We start from the raw sequence: 18,656 nt of genomic DNA, 5'->3' as shown, positions 1-18,656 counted from the left end.
CGATTATTAAGTACATGGTTTATCTAAAATAACTTGATAAATCATATCTATATGGAATGAGAAACAGGAATGTCCTTTATCAAAATAAGAATGTTTATATCATTTATAAGAAAGTACTAACCTAATAATCCTTCTCAATAATGACCAAAATAAAACGTTAATATATATAATTTAAAAGATATGAATCATTACATAAAATCTCCTGTTAAAAAGAATGTATGATGTTAGTGTAATACAAACATCAAGGGGGAACTTAAAATGAAGTTAAATAAATTAATAGTTAGTTGTGGAGTAATTTCAGCATTAACATTTGGCATGTTAGGGAATAGTGCATATGCTGAAGAAGTACAGAAATCAAATGATGCAATCAATGTCATTAAACATGTTCCTACAGACTTATTATTAACTCAAACACTGGATTATACTGGAGAGGCTGTAACCTCTTTTGTATATACGGGGAGTACAGATTTAAGCTTATTTATAAAAAATAATGGTCAAAATAAAATGGGATATAGCGTAAAAGGTCCAAATAAAGAACCAATCATTGGTGGTTATATAAAACCGGGAGAACAAAAAGTTAATGTTACAAATGTGCGGAATGCGTTATCTCCATTACCAGTGGGAACATATAAAATTTACGTTTCAAATGATGATGGATCTACAGGACAATTCCAAGTTGCGGTAAACTCTTTGAATTAGATTCTTAAAAGCTGTTTTATAAAATAAACTACATCCACCTCTAATTTTTAGGGCACATCTAACCGTTGGAGGTGGATTTAATCGTTTGATATTAAGTGGGTAAGCCTACTTTTTATTGAATAAAATACCAGTCTTCACATGAAAAGCGCACAAAAATATCGATAGTTAACAAAGTGAAGTTTATGCAGGAAATAGCGTAAAATCAACGATGTATAAAAGGTATTGTAAATGGAAGTATTCGAAAGTGCCGAAAGCGTTGATATGACGGTATATTTCCCAAAAACCTTGTTTACATAAGAAATCTTATCAGAAGTTGTAAAAATTAGAGGGATTCCGTCTCAAAATAAAAAGAACTCTTATCTTATTGAGACATATAAGAGAATTTCAAAGTTATATTTTCAATTCTGTATTAGAATTAAATTAGGCTCAACTTTTACATAAAATAAGAGCAATAAAGAACATTTTTGACGTAAAAAGCACTAAAAGAAACAATCTCTTTTGATATTACAAACAGCTTAGTTTTGAGTATAATACAGCCGAGTTAGCCCTAAAGGATTAACTTAGCTGTTTTGTCATAAATTTATCTTAATGTGTTTTTTATGCTGATCGTACTCTATTAGTAACCGCACAATCAAAAATGATATATAAAAGCAGATGGATCTGGGACTAAAAAATATTACTAACTGATGAAAAGTGAACAATGCATTCTGTTGGATTGAACATAAAAGAATTGAAAGAGGGGTGAAAAAGCATAAACTGCACAACTTCGCACGAAATACCAATTTTACGCACAATAATGCGATTATATAAAAATCAAATACAGTATCTAGGGATTTCAAGCTCAAATGCATGAATCCTAGTATATTGGTATGAGCCATATAATTTATATTTTATATAAGAATAATCAAATGCTGAATTACTCATAAACAATTTTTATAGTGAATTACATTTTAATTTATAAGAGCTTTTTTTGTGTTGATCTATCTAACTCCTGATTAACCTTGATTAAATTGACCAATTCACATTTTATAACGAATTTTAAACTGTGTTCATGTATTCATTTTGTTAGAATTTATATTTGAAAATCGTTTAATTTTATATACATATATAATTTTTATCGTCAAATATGAATTTATCACTTGGTTATCTATAACTTTTATTAGAATAACTACACTTTCCCATTCAATTTCGAGTGAATTTTAGTATTTCATAATTAAATTATGTAAATAAGTTCGTGTAAAAATTGAATTTAACGCGAACTTGTGTTCGTATCCTTTTTCTGTTATAGTATATATGAGGTGATTTTTATGGATTACAGCAAGCAACGTCAAAAATCCGTACATCGTAAAAAATTATACGAGAATCTAAATGAAATGCCCTTTTACATAGAAGAATTTGTGGAGTACAAAGAATTGCATGATGCCTCTCCCTCCACCCTACTGAATTATGTATATGATTTTAGAGTCTTCTTTAATTGGCTATTATCCGAACAAATTATTGATTTTAAGCCCATTAAAGACATATCCTTCTCTGATTTGGAGAATTTAAAGAAAAAAGATGTTGAGAACTTTATGAGGTTTCTAAAACTGCAACAAAACATGCAGAATTCCTCTGTTAACAGAAAAATTTCAGCCTTAAAGTCTTTATTTAAGTACCTTACCGCCCTATCAGAGAATGATGATGGAGAATGTTATTTCTATAGAAATGTAATGGCTAAGATTGAAATACATAAAGATAAAGAAACATTAAATGCTCGTGCAAAACGTATGAGATCTAAGATATTTCATAATGATGACGATCAAGAATTTTTGAATTACGTGAAGTACGAACATGAAAAATCTTTAACAAAACATCAGTTGTTCTATTTCCTAAGAGATAAAGATCGTGATGTAGCTATCCTTTCCCTTTTTCTTGGTAGTGGTATTCGTGTAAGTGAATTGGCCGATCTTCGTATGGACGATATAAACTTAAAAGAAAGATTAATTGATGTAATCCGAAAAGGAAACAAGGAAGATTCTGTATGGATTACACCAATTGCATTGAACGACCTTGAAAAGTATATGGAAATTAGAGATAACAAATATGCTCCAGGAAAAGAATTAAAAAATGTGTTTTTATCGAAGTATAAACATACTGCACAGTCTCTTTCGGTTAGAGCTATCCAAGATATAGTAGAAAAATATACTAAGGCCTATGGCAAAAAAATGTCTCCTCATAAATTAAGACACACATTGGCAAATAAATTATATATGGAAGAAAAAGACTCATTACAAGTCATGCAGCAGCTTGGGCATACCAGTCAAGATACAGCTTTGTTATACACTCAACTTGGGGAAACAACTATTAAAGATAGTTTAGGCAGAATAGGAAAGAATAAGGAATAAAAGTTCAGCAATGCAAAATTGCTGAACTTTTATTCTTTCCCTTAGTTTAGGTTAGGCATTTAAATACTATTTGTTGTTTGCTTTAAATCTGATTTTATTATGTAAAAAATACATAGTTTGAATTCTACTTTAATTGTATATAAAAACTCTCTCTTGATAGATATAAATAAAAATTTTTTTAATGTTCTATCTTTCCATATAATATATGTTCCAAGGTTATTTTACTTGTATTATGTGATATTGGTAATTAATAGAAATGAAAGATTATTGTATTGGACCTAATAATCCCATAATTTCTTCAGCTTTTGGATTTTTAATGCTGTAGTAAATTTCTAACCCCTGACGATTCCCCTTTAAAACCTTCCCTCTCATTTTAGATAAGTGTTGGGATACAGTTGATTGTGGAATGTTTAAAATTTCGGTCATTTGGGTTACATTTAGTGTTTTATGTTTAGAAAGCTCACTGATCAGTTTTAAACGCATTGGGTGTGCCATAACTTTTAAAAGCTCTACATCCTCTTCTAAAATCGTGTTATCTACGTTGTGATTTGCAAATCTCGTCATAGTATCTTCTCTCCCTTATTTGTTTTCTTCTAATGTAGTGTAACTTCCGTATTACATAATATTAGTATGTTTTAATGTTTACTATGAAAAATACTATTTAAATTATACAATTATAGTTTGTGCTAGTAGTGGAGTTAATGTGTGGTTTGTATGAAGTTTTTAATTACTATTAATCTAGTCTGTTTAAGTATGAATGCTCTATTGGAGAACTTTATTATTAAGGTGACAGCTTTTAAATTTAAAAATAATTAAAGTTAATTTCACCATTAATAATATTTTTGTAATAATCAATGTATAATAAAATTATAACTCATGTAAGAGTCTAAGCGTTTTTTGATCAACGATCGCTTAGGTAATGAGTTATACCCCTTGGAAAAGGTACCTTGCATCAGGGGTACCTTTTCTTTTATTTTTATTTATAAAATAGTTTAATTAGAAACTATGTAGTTAAAAAGTATGATGATTAAATTGTAATTGAAGTGAAGCATATATCCCATATGAATATTTTTAAATATTAGAAAGAAAATCATTTGAGCGATAGCTGGTAAACCGATGATAGTTAAACATTGCACCCAATTATAATTATATGTAGAAAGATGGAGTAGTCCAAATAAGCTTCCAGACAAAATTAAAGAGGTTGTAATTGAAGTAATAGGACTTATTATGAAGGAACGTATGATTTTGTGCCAAAAGAATAATATAGATACAAACATAATGTTCTCACCAATTAATTGAATTGCAATACCAGGCGTTTTAAGGAACATATTGGTCATCCCTTCATTTTCAATGGGGTTAGATGTTCCATTGAATGTTGTAAAAGATATTAGTACAGACAAAAACAACAACATTATAATGTAAATAATGAAAGCAGTGAAGAAAGATATTTTCAGCTGATGGAAAGTGATTTTTTTAGAAAATAAATATCTTTGATCCCACATTATAAGTAGAAATACAAACGTGATAGGAAATGAAAAATATAGTGCTTTAATTATGTATTGCAGCAGTATATCTATATTATTTATATACTTAAGCGTAAATGAAGGGAAAGGTAAATATACTGTAGCAATACAAAATAAGATTAGTAATAGGAGCTGTATATACGTTTTAGTTTGCACTAAGCAATCCATGTATGTATTTGCAGCACTAAACGCGTTTAAAGGCCTTTTACATTCCCTAAAAAGAAATTTCATAACACACCTCCATTTTCATTTTGGTAAATACATTTGATCCCAACTCTAACTACCCATTCTTCTCTACTATTACTAAATGTAAGCTCTTAACTGGGCATTTCATAAAACTTCACGTACCGAAATTATTAATTATATTTAAAATATAGTTAGTAAGGGATTTTCTATTCCCCCAACAAAAAAAAGCACCCCACTGGATGCTTTTTTTGTTCTCTCTATAATTCGCTTAGTAGTCTCTATTCCATTTCTAAAAGGTTTGCTTGCTGCACCTTATTAATTTCTTCTATAACTGGTACGTTGGTCCAAAAGGCAAAAGGCAGCAATCAAAATCATCATCTTGATTTTCCGCAATTGGGAGCGATTATTGAATAACTCTTAGAGTTAAACAGCTTTATTGTTATATTTTTAAGTATAGTGAAGTATTCTGCATCAAAAAAACAATTTTATTTTGACCCCATCCTAAAATCAGCATGGGGTTATGTATGTTTAAAGTTTTAAAATTAAATACCTATATAGTCACTCTACACCTGCCCTTTAGTTTAAGTGCAATCCTTCACAAATATTGAATTTTGCTTGGGATTCTTATTCCATTAAATGGTCCAATACAAAAGTAAGAGCACAATTCTTATTAGAGAATTGTGCCCAATTGTTGAAAATCAATTAATTCATTTTTTTTTTAACATCCCCTATTAAATTTCAATAAGTATAGGTACAATCATTGGTTTTTTCTTAGTATGTGTATATACATATTGTCGTATTGATTTTTTTATTTGTTTTTTCATTACATTCCATGAGTTTCTATTTGCTTCTTGTAGCTCGTTAACAGTTTTTATAGTAAGTCGATTAACGTCTCTTCGGAGTTCCGAGAAATCTCTATCCACAAATCCACGAGAAATGGTATCGGGGTCAGAAATCAACGTTCCTTCCGCTTTGCTCATAGTTAAAATAATCATGAGCATCCCATCCTCTGAAAGTTGTTTGCGGTCTCGTAACACAATTTCCCCAATATTATCGACATCCCCCCCGTCTATGTAGGTATTCCCCACCGGTATTTTCCGGGTCTGACGGGCAATGGTATGTTCAATATCGACGACATCCCCATTATTGATGATAAACGTGTTTCCTTGCTCTACTCCAACGGATTCCCCTAACAAACGGTGATGGTGCAGCATTCTAAATTCACCGTGAATGGGAATAAAATATTTTGGTTTCATTAATGTAAGCATTAGTTTTAAATCTTCTTGATAACCATGGCCAGAAACATGCATTCCGGATGTACTTCCTGATCCATAAATCACTTTGGCTCCAAGGGCAAATAAGTTGTCTACGATACTCGTGATATTTCGTTCATTCCCGGGTATTGGACCTGCTGCAAAGATAACCGTATCTTCAGGTAAAATGTCGACACCGCGAAAGTTTCCTGTGGACAGGCGAGCAAGAGCAGCCAATGGTTCTCCTTGACTCCCCGTGCATAAAATGGCCACCCTTTCAGGAGCCATTTCATTGATTTCATGTGGGTCAATTAACATTCCATCTGGAACTGTTAAATAACCACGTTCCATAGCAACCGCTATGACATTAACCATACTTCGTCCAAGCAACGCAATTTTTCGATTTGTTTTTTGTGCTGCATTCACGACTTGTTGAACGCGACTAATATTTGAAGCAAAGGTAGAAAGAATAACTTTGCGTTCGGCTTTCATGAAAGTTGCTTCCACATGTTCACCTACTATTTGTTCCGATGGGGTCAAACCAGGACGCTCTGCATTGGTACTCTCAGATAATAGAAGCAAGACCCCTTCTTTGCCGATTGCAGCCATTTTATGAATATCCGAATTCTCATTATTCGCAGGGGTTAAATCGAACTTGAAGTCCCCTGTATGTACAATATTACCCTCTGGTGTGTGAAAGACTATTCCCAAGCAATCAGGAATACTATGGGTCACTTTGAAAAAACTTACCCTTATTTCTCCAATTGTCAAGTTTGAGTTTGAGTTGATTTTAATAAGTTCACTTTCTCTTAGGAGTTTATGTTCTTTTAATTTGATTTCAATTAATCCTAGTGTGAAGCGTGTGGCATAAACGGGTACATTCAATTTTTTTAAGAAGAACGGGATCCCCCCGATATGATCTTCATGTCCATGTGTGACAATTAAAGCCCTGACTTTATCTTTATTTTCTACTAAATAAGCTATATCAGGGATAATCAAATCAATTCCTAATAAACTTTCATCTGGAAACTTATTGCCACAGTCGATAATCACGATATTGTTTGAATATTCAATTGCATACATATTTTTTCCGATTTCATTCAAGCCGCCTAAGGCGAAGATAGATAATGCATTCTCTATTGTACTCAAATTTATAACCTCCCATTTTAAATATAATCTTAGTATGCCCTTTAGGTTTCCCTTTATCAGTAGGTTGAATGCTCGAGATTCCTAGAAAAAAGGGAACTTTAGACTTGTTTTTACCTAAATATACTGACTACAACATTGATGTCTTCGTTTCACACATTGTTATCGAGGTCTTTCCTCCCATGGAGACAGCTGCTATTGAAATCACTCATGGTTTTCGATTCTTAATAAAGATGCAATTCTTTTTTAAGAAATGCGCCCGATAATGGAAGATCGTTATGCAGAAGTCATGCGGCACTTACATTGTAGAATAGCCCTCTAAAACAGAAGAAGCTCTCCTCATACTAATTGCATAGCTTAGGGTGAGAACAAATTCTTCTAAATCATATCTACGTGCATTGGAAAAAACGTTGTCTTCACCTTTAACACTGAATCCACATCTCATCAGAACCTTAAGGAATACTTCAAATTATTAGCTTGATGGACATGGGACGACACCCTAATATGCTTGGATTAAAATCATTACAAACAGCTAAAAAGGTGATTGCAAGAATAGAAGTTATGCATATAATCAAAAAAGGACAAACTCTCCAAGATGAAAAGTTTGTCCAAAACCATGATTTCTTTGGTTCAACAATATAAAATTCAGTTCCGCTAGGAATCTTTCGTTCTTTTTTCATATCTCACTATTTTTGCATCAGAACTAACAATAGTGAATTAGAATAATGACTTAATACTTGCTAGGACAGTAAGGATACCTATAATAATGACAAATACATTGCTCATTTTCCCTCTATATTTAGCTAGTACAGGCACTTTACGAATTGCATACATTGGTAATAAACATAAGATAGCAGCAACTAACGGTCCGCTAAGGGCATCAATGATTCCAAGAATACTTGGATTTGCATAAGCAACATACCAGCATGTTAATACAACAAAAGTAAGGATCATTGTCTTAACTGTTTTTTCTCCTATATCTTTCCCGCGTGTTTTACCGGACTTAATAATCATGTCACGCATTACTTCATATGCTCCTATATAATGGCCAAGGAAAGACTTTGTAATAGCCACAAAAGCAATGATAGGAGCTGCAATCGTGATTACAGGCGAATTAAGCTCATTAGCAAGATATGATAGGATTGACAAATTCTGTTCTTTTACCATCATAAGATCATTTGGAGTCAAACTCAAGGTACTGCTCCAAACAAAGAACATAACAACAGCGAATGTCATGATATAACAAACTTTTTGTATTTGAGCACATTTGGCATCAGTAGCTTCTATTCCATACGTAGCTCTCTGTTTCATAACAAATGACGAAATCATAGGAGAATGATTAAACGAGAATACTATGATTGGTAGTATCATCCATATCGTTCCCAAATATCCTGTTCCTGTTGAAGCAGTAGAAACACTTGAAAAACTAAGCATTGACGTATTCCACTGTGGAATCAAAGATATTGAAATAAAAAGTAGAGAAGCTATGAAAGGATATACTAGCATGCTCATTATCTTTACAGTGATATCTTGACCAAAATTTAGTATAGCGATAAGACCGAGTACTAATACAAGCGATAAAATGGCCCTTGGAGGCTCCTGCATGTGCAATTGATGCACGATAAAACTACTTGCAGTATTTGTAAGTGCAACCGAATACATTAGCACGATTGTATAAATTGAGACGAAATATACTATGTTAAAAATGATACTTGCCTTATTTCCAAAATACTCTCTTATTGTACCTGTAATCCCCTCTTCAGCAGAATTGGAAGCGTATATCATTTTAGCAAGCGCCCTATGTGAGTAATACATAACAGGATATGCAAGTATGGTAATTAACAGTAATGATAATAAACCACCTGAACCTGCATTAATAGGTAAGAAGAGTACTCCTGCTCCAATTGCTGTTCCAAAAAGGCCCAATGCCCAGGTAGTATCCTGTTTATGCCACTTTGTAGGATCTGGATATTTCTCATTTTTTACTGCAGTATTTTCAGCCTGAAGTTCTATTTTTTTTGCAGTATTCCCATTCATATAATAATTCCTCCTTGTGTCCTATTCTTCCGTCTCTTTTTAAGGCTTAGGAATATAGACTGTTCTTGAAAAATGAATTGCTTACAAAGTGCGCCACATCGTGTGTCCTTCTTCTAAGTTGATCAAAATCGAAAAATTCGCTAGTCATCAACCTGATGGGTTTGTTAGCTCTTACAAAACACTTTAATTATATAGTAGTATATTTTAGTGATAATGGCTCTCAATATACAGGCATCCCTAGGAGAACAATAGAGAATAGGATTGTTAACTATTTCACAATATTTCCGATAACTGTTTATTAATTTGATTGTTTCTCCCCAAAGATTTTATTTTTAATGGCAATCCCTGTAGGTGTGGCCGCAATTCCGCCTAAACCTGTCTCTCTTAATTCGCGAGGCATCTGTCTTCCAACTCTATACATCGCTTCAATAACTTCGTCTGCATTGATGATATTGTTTACGCCGGCTAATGCGATGTCTGCTGCTGCCAAAGCATTTGCCGTTCCAATGGCGTTTCTCTTTACACAAGGAATTTCTACCAAACCAGCGACCGGATCACAAACTAGACCGAGTAAATTTTGTAATGCGGTTGAGAAAGCTTCAGAAGATTGCTGTGGCGTTCCTCCGGCAGCTCCTACCGCTGCTGCAGCCGCCATTGCTGAGGCACTGCCTACTTCAGCTTGACATCCTCCGTACGCTCCTGAAATACAAGCGTTATTTGCGACTATCGTTCCAAATAGCGCTGAAGTGAATAGAAAACGGATCATATCTTCATGAGTTAACTGCAACGTATCTTTAATACTATATAGGACTCCCGGGATCGTCCCACTCGCACCTGCTGTTGGAGTTGCACAAATAGCCCCTAATGCAGCATTTACTTCATTAACACCGATAGCACTTTGAATCCCTAACACCATCAAATCTCCAGAAAGAGTTTTCCTATTTTCTCGATAGTTTTTAATTTTAACAGCATCACCTCCGGTTAAACCGGTTGGAGAAAATACCCCGTCGCCCTCGATACTTTTATTTATGGCATTTTCCATAGTCACTAAATTTCTTTCCATTTTACTCCAAACTTCTTCATAAGACGTTTTAGTTTGTTCGATTTCCTGTTCTATTGCTAATTCATAAATTGGCTTTTGGCTTTTATTAGCTGCATCCACAATTTCTTTTATGGTCATATACATATTTTTTCACCCCTTAATGTAACTAAAGAATAATGAGATTAGCTACATTGCTTAAATTTCCTAATTCCTTCTGAACATTACCAGGCAATAGCGAATCCAAAGCGAATCCATATAAATATTTTCCGTTTTCTTCTAAACTATGAAAGTTGTTAATTTCCACATCATATTGTTTAAAGATCCTGCGTAAGACAAATTCAAAGTCAGCTCTTTCGGAAATCGCAATAATAACTGGCAATGGCCCCTGTAGATCTAAGCTAAATCCGTCAATTTCAACATGTTTGACTTCAATTAATCCACCGCCGACCGAAATACCCATCGTTCTAATACTTCGGCTTTCATCCTCTAAATATACATCTGCCGTATTTGGATGACCAGCAGGACTATCACCCGCTTTTTCAATAAAGGTAATGTCAATTCCTTTAGATTCTGCTATTTTAATAGCATCTGGCACTTTGCTGTCATCGGCAGCAAATCCTAATATCCCAGCAATAATTGCAAAATCAGTTCCGTGTCCTTTATGGGTTTCAGCAAATGATTCATAATACCTTACCACGACTTTTTTTGGAAGACCTTGAAATAATTTATTGGCAACTGTTCCAATAGCCAAAGCACCTGCAGTATGTGAACTTGAAGGACCTATCATTACCGGCCCAATCACATCAAAACAACTTTTGTATTTAACAACCTTTTTTTCTTTAATAGATGCTACATTCATGTTCATATAAGTACCCCCATAATTTATTATTTTTAATTGCAGTTGAATCTAAGTTATTAGAATGACCAATTCAAAATAAGATCCAGTTGATAACGTTTTCATTTTTTATGTTAATAAATTTCCCTTCTGACCACACACCTTTCTTAGAGTAATCGTATCAGTATGTCCAATTTTAGAAGGTTACTTGCAAGGTCTTTAGAATTTTTGCACCAGAACTAGGCTTGATATTTTCTCTAGAGGTAATAGATTATCTCTAGACGCCCTCATTATAACTTGTATATTTATGAGTTTAATATTTTTTTATTTTTAGAAAGATTGAATAAACAGAATCTTGAATGGATAATAAATTACACTTGGCATGTAGCAATTGTGTCCATTGTTTGAAGCTGTATTAGTTAGTAGAAAAGCAAAAATAACACAGAGTTCCTTTTATTAACACATTGATTATATTGGAAAATCATTATAAAGATACTTATACTTTCCTTTGTTGAAACATCTTATTTTAGACGTGAAAACTGTTGCAATAAATGATTAATGTAGATGGAAAGGTATAAATTAATGAAATATAAAATCCCTTTCGGATATTAATGATACATTTTGCATTTATATACATTTTCAGAAAAAAGGAACTTCTTTTTTTAAAAAACCCCTGTAGAACTAAAAAGAACTGGGCATAAATTGTCCGGTTCTTTTTAGTTAGATTTCTCAATTTGGTTATCTTATTTTACATTTTCTTTTACATCTTTTTTAGAAGTTGCTGGTACTGCATCTTTAGGTGCATCATGGATTTGTGAGAAAGACGTTATTCCATCTGCACTTATTGTAATCGATTGATTTGGACTATTTTCATTTGATTTTAGGTTGTCCATTTTTACATCTTCTGCACCTACTGCACCACCCGCTAATAATCCTGTACTTAAAAGTGTTCCTGCTAATAATGTTTTAAACATTTTTCATTACCTCCTTGTTTGGGAATACATTTAGCATAAGACAAGAATCTATAGTTGATATGGACTGTTTCTGGAGATTATGTAAAGAAAAATAGATGGTCGGTTATATATCCTAATGGGGATTTAGACAGAATTGAAACTTTATCCTTCCTCAAGGAACGTGAAGGGCCACAGCCCAGTGAGTAGGTGGGAGATGAATTGGCTTCGAACAAGAGATGGCATGAAGCCATCTGAATTGTTCAACTTTTAGACAGACAAACAGGACATTTATTTTCGTTCGTTGTGTTCGTTTGTTTTGTTAGACCTTAAATTGAATTGCAACTACACTCTTCGTATTTAATAAGTATTAATTTAGAAAACCCATAAACAAAAAAAAGGGTTCTGGTGCGAAAATGTTAGTTAGAAACATAGAGTAGCAATTTCCTCTTCATTTCTATCTTATGAAGCTAAGCCAAACAATTTATGAATAAATTGTTTCTGGTTTTGGACAGACTTATCCGGTAAAACAAGTTGCCCTTTTTTCATCATATGCATGGCTTCAACACCACTCAATATAGAGATTGCTGTTTTAAACGACTTTAATCCTAACATAGAACGAACTCGCCTTTTAATAAACCGGTGGTCTTGTTCCACTATATTATTGAGATATTTAACTTGCCTTAATTGTATGCCTTCAGGCATATGTTTCTCTTCTTTTAACTCTTCAATCGCTACAGGATAGGCAGGGTTCTTATCTACTGTTATCACGCGAGGTTTAGAAACATACGAAAAAGCCAAGGCTTTTTTGAAAAAGCGCTTGGCTGCTTGTTTATCTCTTGATTTACTTAGATAAAAATCAATTGTATACCCTTCTGAATCGACTGCACGGTATAAGTACATCCATTGACCTTTTACTTTGATATATGTTTCATCGACTCTCCATGAGTCATTTGTTGATTTAAGATGATGTCGTACTTTCTCTTCTAATTGAGATCCATATTGATGAACCCAGCGCATAATCGTTGTGTGAGCAATTGATAATCCTCTTTCCTCCATCATTTCCACCAGGTTACGGAAGCTCAAATTGTACCGTAGGTACCACCTTACTGTTAATAAGATTAGTTCAGGCTGATAATGCTTCCATTTAAACAAATTTTCCTTTTCCATACTGATCACACACCTTTTTTAGAGTCATACTATCAGTATGTCCAAGATTAGGAGATTACTTGCAAGAGTCTTGGAATTTTTGCACCAGAACCCTAACCGCTCTTGTTTAATAGATTTACAACGATGAATTTGAAACCAAGATTTCCATATTTTAAATAACAGCTCAATTTGCCAATGCAGTGAATATAAATCATAGATTTTCTCTTTTGGTATCCATTCCGTAGGAATATTTGTCATATATACCGTAATTCCTTGTAAAAGTTTCGTACGCTCTGTATATGTAATCCCTTTTTTCTTTTCGCGAATAGCTCGATCACGTAGGCGTTTCTGTTTTTGCTCCTCCGTACATCTATAAACCACAATGCGAGTAGGTAGTTTGTCTTTGCTCCCTACATATACATCATGTAATTCATACACTTGGCCAGGTTGTAATTGGTTCATGATGTCTTCCAAATGAATTTGTATATATACTGGCCTCAGTTGAGCGGGTTTTGTTTTAAATACGACTGTTTCAAATTCTTTTCTATATATTTTAGTTGGTAACTTAAGACGTGATAAATAATATCCTTGCTTATCTTGAATAGACTTAAAGTCTTGTAAACGAAAATATCCTAAGTCACGAATATATAGTTCATTCTTTTGCGCCATACCTGTTCGAGTCGCACCATACGCCTGATCACTTCGTTTTCCTGGTTCAATTTTCACATCAGAAAATTCTCCACTCAACAAGTCATACTCTAGTTGAATTTTTACACCAGCTTTATGACTACATCCTCCGGCACCAGGATAAGTAGCTGCGAATCGATTTGGAACTTGAAAAGTTGTAGAATCAAGGATGCGAATACGCTCAAAGTAAGCAGAAAGAGAATGAGAAATCTTAGATAATCCTCCAATTTTAGCTTGTAGAAGTGTAGTAAATACATTTCGAAAGAAGGCTACAGAAGCCGAGTTAAATCGTCGATTAAGTCCCTCAGGACTTAATAAAATTCCTGTTGAAGTTTCTAATTGACTACAAAGTTGAGTAAGAGAGGTAGTAGTGATTTGTTGATTTAACCATACACACAAAGATAAAAAATGGTGCCCATGGCACTTACGTTTTCGTTTCATTCCGCCTGCTTCTATAGCTAATTGATTAAGTGTAGCGGGAGACATATGTCGATATAACTCTTCGGCAAATAAAGATAATTCTTGTTTTTGATGTATACTTATAAAAAGCACGTCACCCTTTCTCATTAACATAAGAGAATAATAACGCGCTTTTAATTTTAAGAATAGTTTAAATTCTTGAGTTGATGGATGTGTATAGTGACCCCTATTAAAGAAATTTCCCAAACTAAAATTAAAGGTACTTGCAATTTTATTACGAATCTCAGCTGTACTCATGTTACTTAATCGTTCCCATCCCACCAATTTTCACATTTACCTTGACGTTTACATCGCTCTTTGCTAATTCATTATTCCATTTATTTTGGACTTTTTTCCATTCTGGGTATGTGTAAGTTCTTGCATATCTCCCAAGCCCAATAGGGTCGATTTTGGCAACTTGTATTTTCTTTATTAATTGCTTGAAATCAGCTTCCATCTTGGTTTCAATAGCTTTTTGTAATTTTGCTGCATCCCTGCTTGTATTGAACGAAAAAAGCCGTTCTGTAATGCCGACCTTCATCTTTATATCTGTATTAAATATAAATTTATTATCATATCTTACCTTTGTCTTTACTTTAATACTATAGGGAGTAAAGCTTATCCAATCTTTATCCTGGCTATTCGACTTTAATTTAATTGGAATTGTAAATGAATACTCACCTGTAGTTCCTTGTTGCAAAATGCGTAATAATTTGTTTTCATCGGATTTTAGTGTTAATTTATACCTTCCTTTTTCATCTAACAAAGCTGTACCTGTCACAAATATTTTTTTCGTTTTTTTCATCTCAGTAATATTTACTGTTAACCCTTTATCTGCTATTTGTTCATGTAGTTCTTGAAGAGTTGTTTTTACTGTGATATTTCTTAAAGAGGCGGTATCAACTAGTTTTGTTAAATATAAAGGAAGCCGCGGCTTATCTTTTGGGTTATAAAAGATGACGTCTGAAACAGGTCCATCAACAGTAACAACCCTTGTGGTAACTGAATTTTTGGGATCTCGGTAAAATGGATCGAGATATTTCACCCAGTTTTTTCTTTTCAGTAGCCGTTTTCCAACTAAAATAACCTGTGTTTTACTTCTCGAGGTAAGCGCCATAACAGTAGCATCAAATTTGTCTCTAGAATTTCGAATCGTAACAGATTTCACACCCGTAACTTCTTCTTTTACCTTTGCTTCTTTATTAAAAACAGGACTTGACATGTACACCAATAAATTATTATTACGATCTAAATCGATACCAAGTACAAGAGTAAGGGAAACATCTTCAATATTTGTTTGATCAAAGCATCCAGTCATCATGAACACCGATAACAAAATACAACATAGTACTTTTCTTTTCAATGTATCTTCCCCCAATGAGACTTCTCATATAGCCAGCCATACATCCATAAAATAATAGGTAATACATAGGTTAACCCCATCCCAGCATTCGATAATACATGTAGCCCCGTTTCGGCTTGATTCCAACTAGGACTAATCCAGAATACGAAGCCGATAATGAGCAATAAGAGAACAACTACATGAGAGCTGTGATCTTGTTTCCCAAGTAATCGGCTTGAACAAAATACAGAACAGAATATGGCAGGAATCCAGCATGTAGAAACAACGGGCAAGTAAATAGCCAATAAAATCATGTCAAAACGTTCTAAAAAACGAAATTCAATTACTTTAAGTAAATTTAGTACCGGTTGGTTAAATTGCGTAATGCTATCAGGGCTAAAATAGGCAAAGCAAACAATAGTAGCGAATAAATAAAATACCATCGTTAAAGTGTTTGCAATAACCATTCCATGGACTGCATACTGTTTTTTTTGTAAAAAGGGATATAAAAAGAACGCAATATCAAATCCTAAATAAGCAAAAATAGTGGTTGGTACAGCCGTTAATATAGGTTTCCACCCCTCTTTTAAGAGCGGAAAGAACGGCATCCAACTTCCGTTCTCTTTAAGAGGTATCAAAAAAAATAACGGAATCCAAAGCAACATATAAAAAGTAAGTTCGGAATACCGCCCTATAACACGAGGGCCGTTACGTGCGACAAGAAAGGTAGGAATCGAAAACAAAAAGATAACGAGATAATCAGGCGTTTTTGGAAGAAGCCATCCCTTAAGATAAAGCATAGCGTTCACAAGAACAGTACAAGAATAAAAAGCGAAGTACATCATGTAAATAACAACAAGTGTTTTCCCTATTATTTTCCCGAAAAATCGTATAAGAATTTCGTAAAGTGTGTCCTCGGGATATTTTGCAGCTGTTTTCACAATAAAAACACCTGATATTGTGGAAAATATCCAGCCAATCAATATAGCTATCCATCCATCTGTTCCAGCTTTTTCTGCAAGCACACGTGGAAGAGATAGAACGCCAGTGCCGACCTGCATTCCATTGATTAAAACAATATACTGCATTAGCGTGATGTCATTATAGGCATATTTTTTCATAGTTTCACCTTTTATTTTGATTCTTTCCTTGTCGAATAGATTGAATAGCTCCTGTACCTTTAGGACGCCTTCTTATCGCCCATAAAGGAAAGCGTACAAAAGTATCTTTCATATCTGTAAAGCGAAACGGTGCTAACGGTGTTCCATAAGGAGTCCCTAGCGATTCAAGACTGATAAGATGTCCAATTAATATCATCCACCCGATAACCAGTCCTACAATTCCAAATAATGCAGCTAAGATCATCATGGGGAATCGTACAAGTCTAACTGCAGATCCCATATCATAGTTAGGGATAATAAAAGAAGAGATTGCTGTAACAGCAACAACAATAATCATAATGTTACTTACAATTCCGGCCTGAACAGCTGCTTGTCCAATAATAATACCTCCTACCATTCCAACTGTCTGACCAATCGGGGTAGGTAGGCGTAAGGCTCCTTCTCTCATCATTTCCAGAGTTATTTCCATAAGTAATGCTTCCATTACTGGAGCAAAAGGTACGCTTGTTCTTGACTCTGCAATAGATAAATAAAGCTCTACAGGAATAACTTCAAAATTAAAGGAAATAAACGCAACATAACTCGCAGGCAAAAATAGGGCAACCATAAAGGCGATAAAACGAAGGATACGAATAAAGGAAGCAACTAGCCATCTTGTACCGTAATCATCCACCCCTTGAAAAAAAGAGATGAAATTTGTTGGAGCAATTAATACATTTGGCGAATGATCCACTACGGTCACAAATCTGCCCTGTAGAATGTGCGAAACGGCTAAATCAGGTCTTTCTGTTAACATAAATTGTGGAAATGGTGAATACGGGTTATCTTCAATGAATTCAATAAGTTCACCAGTACTAGTAACAGCATCAACTGTTATGTTTTGAATCCGTGTTTCTAATTCCTTCAGCACCTCTTCAGAAGCTACATCTTTTAAATATAAAATAGAAATCTTTGTTTTGCTTCGTATACCAATTGTTATCTCTTTTATCATTAATTCGCGATGTGGAATATACCTTCGAATCATGGCAATATTTTGAGCTCCGGTTTCTACAAATCCTTGATGCCCACCTTTTAGAGATAATTCGTTACGAACATCTTCAATACTTCTTTTCGGCCATCCTTTCGTGTCCAATTGATATGCTGTAGTTCGACCATGAATTAATAAAACACTATCTCCTTCTAAAATAGCATTTTCAATCTGACTCCACGTATTAATAATTTTAATTTGTCCTAATGTAATTGGAAGTTCCACTTTAGGATCAAAAACACTATTCATTAAAGGGGTTAGAACGTGATTTTGAATCAATTGTTTATCTATTAATCCAGATAGATACACTAAAGCTGCTTCTAATCCATCTGTTTTCATTTGAAACTGGCGAATCACTAAATCCGGTGACTGACAAAATACAGCCTGAAGCTCAGCTATGTTTTTTAATAAATTCGCTTCTAATAGAGAGCCCTCTATATTTCCCTTCTGAAAATGAGTATTGTCTCGTATTAAAAATGATTTAGGACTGCCTCTATATTTTAACCGCTTCAGAAATTTAACCATGACTTCCTCACTTTCTATGTGCCTTCTATAGTATGTTTAGTATGCATATATTAAGAAAAAATATCCTAATAACTAGAGAGGTAACGCCAAAATTATTACTATAGAGTTTTTGGTGCATATTCATAAAAAGCACGTCACCCTTTCTCATTAACATAAGAGAATAGTAACGTGCTTTTTTACTTCAAGAATAGTCTAAATCCTTAAGTTGATGGATGTGGGGTAGCACCACATCGCTATCAACCTAATAAAACAAAATACCCCCAAAAACGAAAAAATACTATTCTTCCTGTA

General features: G+C 33.8%; 12 protein-coding genes and 3 pseudogenes. 3 read left to right on the top strand and 12 right to left on the bottom strand.

The annotated features are described in order from the left end of the window. Nucleotides 1-258 precede the first annotated feature (258 nt). Nucleotides 259-699, top strand: a complete 441-nt coding sequence (locus MKX77_RS26990) for a hypothetical protein (protein WP_341308281.1) — start codon at nt 259-261, stop codon at nt 697-699. A 1,307-nt stretch (nt 700-2,006) separates the two neighbouring features. Further along, a complete protein-coding gene (xerS, locus tag MKX77_RS26985) occupies nt 2,007-3,083 on the top strand; it encodes a tyrosine recombinase XerS (RefSeq protein ID WP_341308280.1) in 1,077 nt (358 codons plus the stop codon). A 264-nt stretch (nt 3,084-3,347) separates the two neighbouring features. On the opposite strand, the gene MKX77_RS26980 is transcribed toward xerS, so the two are convergent. The 3 genes from MKX77_RS26980 to MKX77_RS26970 all read right to left on the bottom strand — a co-directional run bounded on the left by MKX77_RS26980 (nt 3,348) and on the right by MKX77_RS26970 (nt 7,194). After that, a complete protein-coding gene (locus MKX77_RS26980) occupies nt 3,348-3,647 on the bottom strand; it encodes an ArsR/SmtB family transcription factor (protein WP_002161875.1) in 300 nt (99 codons plus the stop codon). 428 nt (nt 3,648-4,075) lie between these two features. Next, entirely contained in the window at nt 4,076-4,837 is a 762-nt protein-coding gene (locus MKX77_RS26975; protein ID WP_341308279.1) for a hypothetical protein, read from the bottom strand. Between the two features lie 686 nt (nt 4,838-5,523). Continuing rightward, a complete protein-coding gene (locus MKX77_RS26970) occupies nt 5,524-7,194 on the bottom strand; it encodes a ribonuclease J (RefSeq protein WP_341308278.1) in 1,671 nt (556 codons plus the stop codon). 498 nt (nt 7,195-7,692) lie between these two features. Between MKX77_RS26970 and MKX77_RS26965 the strand changes: the two are divergent. Then, nucleotides 7,693-7,833: pseudogene (locus tag MKX77_RS26965) on the top strand (IS6 family transposase); the annotation flags it as partial. A 75-nt stretch (nt 7,834-7,908) separates the two neighbouring features. Here the strand turns inward: MKX77_RS26965 and MKX77_RS26960 are convergent. From MKX77_RS26960 to MKX77_RS26920, 9 genes and pseudogenes are all read right to left on the bottom strand, one after another. Next, complete coding sequence (locus tag MKX77_RS26960; protein ID WP_341308277.1) at nt 7,909-9,228, bottom strand: aromatic amino acid transport family protein; 1,320 nt, start codon at nt 9,226-9,228, stop codon at nt 7,909-7,911. 298 nt (nt 9,229-9,526) lie between these two features. Continuing rightward, complete coding sequence (sdaAA, locus tag MKX77_RS26955) at nt 9,527-10,414, bottom strand: L-serine ammonia-lyase, iron-sulfur-dependent, subunit alpha (RefSeq protein WP_341308276.1); 888 nt, start codon at nt 10,412-10,414, stop codon at nt 9,527-9,529. A gap of 22 nt (nt 10,415-10,436) precedes the next feature. Then, on the bottom strand, nt 10,437-11,135 hold the full coding sequence (sdaAB, locus tag MKX77_RS26950) for an L-serine ammonia-lyase, iron-sulfur-dependent subunit beta (protein WP_341308275.1): 699 nt from the start codon (nt 11,133-11,135) through the stop codon (nt 10,437-10,439). A gap of 728 nt (nt 11,136-11,863) precedes the next feature. After that, nucleotides 11,864-12,079 (bottom strand): annotated as a pseudogene (locus MKX77_RS26945) (hypothetical protein); the annotation flags it as partial. Nucleotides 12,080-12,517: 438 nt separating this feature from the next. Beyond that, on the bottom strand, nt 12,518-13,225 hold the full coding sequence (locus MKX77_RS26940) for an IS6 family transposase (protein ID WP_113769875.1): 708 nt from the start codon (nt 13,223-13,225) through the stop codon (nt 12,518-12,520). Between the two features lie 93 nt (nt 13,226-13,318). After that, nucleotides 13,319-14,434: pseudogene (locus MKX77_RS26935) on the bottom strand (IS4 family transposase); the annotation flags it as partial. Between the two features lie 175 nt (nt 14,435-14,609). Then, on the bottom strand, nt 14,610-15,713 hold the full coding sequence (locus MKX77_RS26930) for a Ger(x)C family spore germination protein (RefSeq protein WP_341308274.1): 1,104 nt from the start codon (nt 15,711-15,713) through the stop codon (nt 14,610-14,612). Further along, a complete protein-coding gene (locus MKX77_RS26925) occupies nt 15,710-16,813 on the bottom strand; it encodes a GerAB/ArcD/ProY family transporter (protein ID WP_341308273.1) in 1,104 nt (367 codons plus the stop codon). The genes MKX77_RS26930 and MKX77_RS26925 overlap by 4 nt, the downstream gene beginning before the upstream one ends. 4 nt (nt 16,814-16,817) lie before the next feature. Continuing rightward, on the bottom strand, nt 16,818-18,365 hold the full coding sequence (locus tag MKX77_RS26920) for a spore germination protein (RefSeq protein ID WP_341308272.1): 1,548 nt from the start codon (nt 18,363-18,365) through the stop codon (nt 16,818-16,820). Between the last annotated feature and the right edge of the window lie 291 nt (nt 18,366-18,656).

Source organism: Bacillus sp. FSL R9-9410 (assembly GCF_038050385.1).
GTDB lineage: Bacteria > Bacillota > Bacilli > Bacillales > Bacillaceae_G > Bacillus_A > Bacillus_A cereus_U.
This window is presented reverse-complemented; position numbering and strand designations above follow the sequence as displayed.

Coding starts and splice junctions, on each gene's coding strand:
- MKX77_RS26980 (WP_002161875.1), bottom strand. CDS start 3,647: ATGACGAGATTTGCAAATCACAACGTAGATAACACGATTTTAGAAGAG.
- MKX77_RS26960 (WP_341308277.1), bottom strand. CDS start 9,228: ATGAATGGGAATACTGCAAAAAAAATAGAACTTCAGGCTGAAAATACT.
- MKX77_RS26975 (WP_341308279.1), bottom strand. CDS start 4,837: ATGAAATTTCTTTTTAGGGAATGTAAAAGGCCTTTAAACGCGTTTAGT.
- MKX77_RS26990 (WP_341308281.1), top strand. CDS start 259: ATGAAGTTAAATAAATTAATAGTTAGTTGTGGAGTAATTTCAGCATTA.
- xerS (WP_341308280.1), top strand. CDS start 2,007: ATGGATTACAGCAAGCAACGTCAAAAATCCGTACATCGTAAAAAATTA.
- MKX77_RS26940 (WP_113769875.1), bottom strand. CDS start 13,225: ATGGAAAAGGAAAATTTGTTTAAATGGAAGCATTATCAGCCTGAACTA.
- sdaAA (WP_341308276.1), bottom strand. CDS start 10,414: ATGTATATGACCATAAAAGAAATTGTGGATGCAGCTAATAAAAGCCAA.
- sdaAB (WP_341308275.1), bottom strand. CDS start 11,135: ATGAACATGAATGTAGCATCTATTAAAGAAAAAAAGGTTGTTAAATAC.
- MKX77_RS26920 (WP_341308272.1), bottom strand. CDS start 18,365: ATGGTTAAATTTCTGAAGCGGTTAAAATATAGAGGCAGTCCTAAATCA.
- MKX77_RS26925 (WP_341308273.1), bottom strand. CDS start 16,813: ATGAAAAAATATGCCTATAATGACATCACGCTAATGCAGTATATTGTT.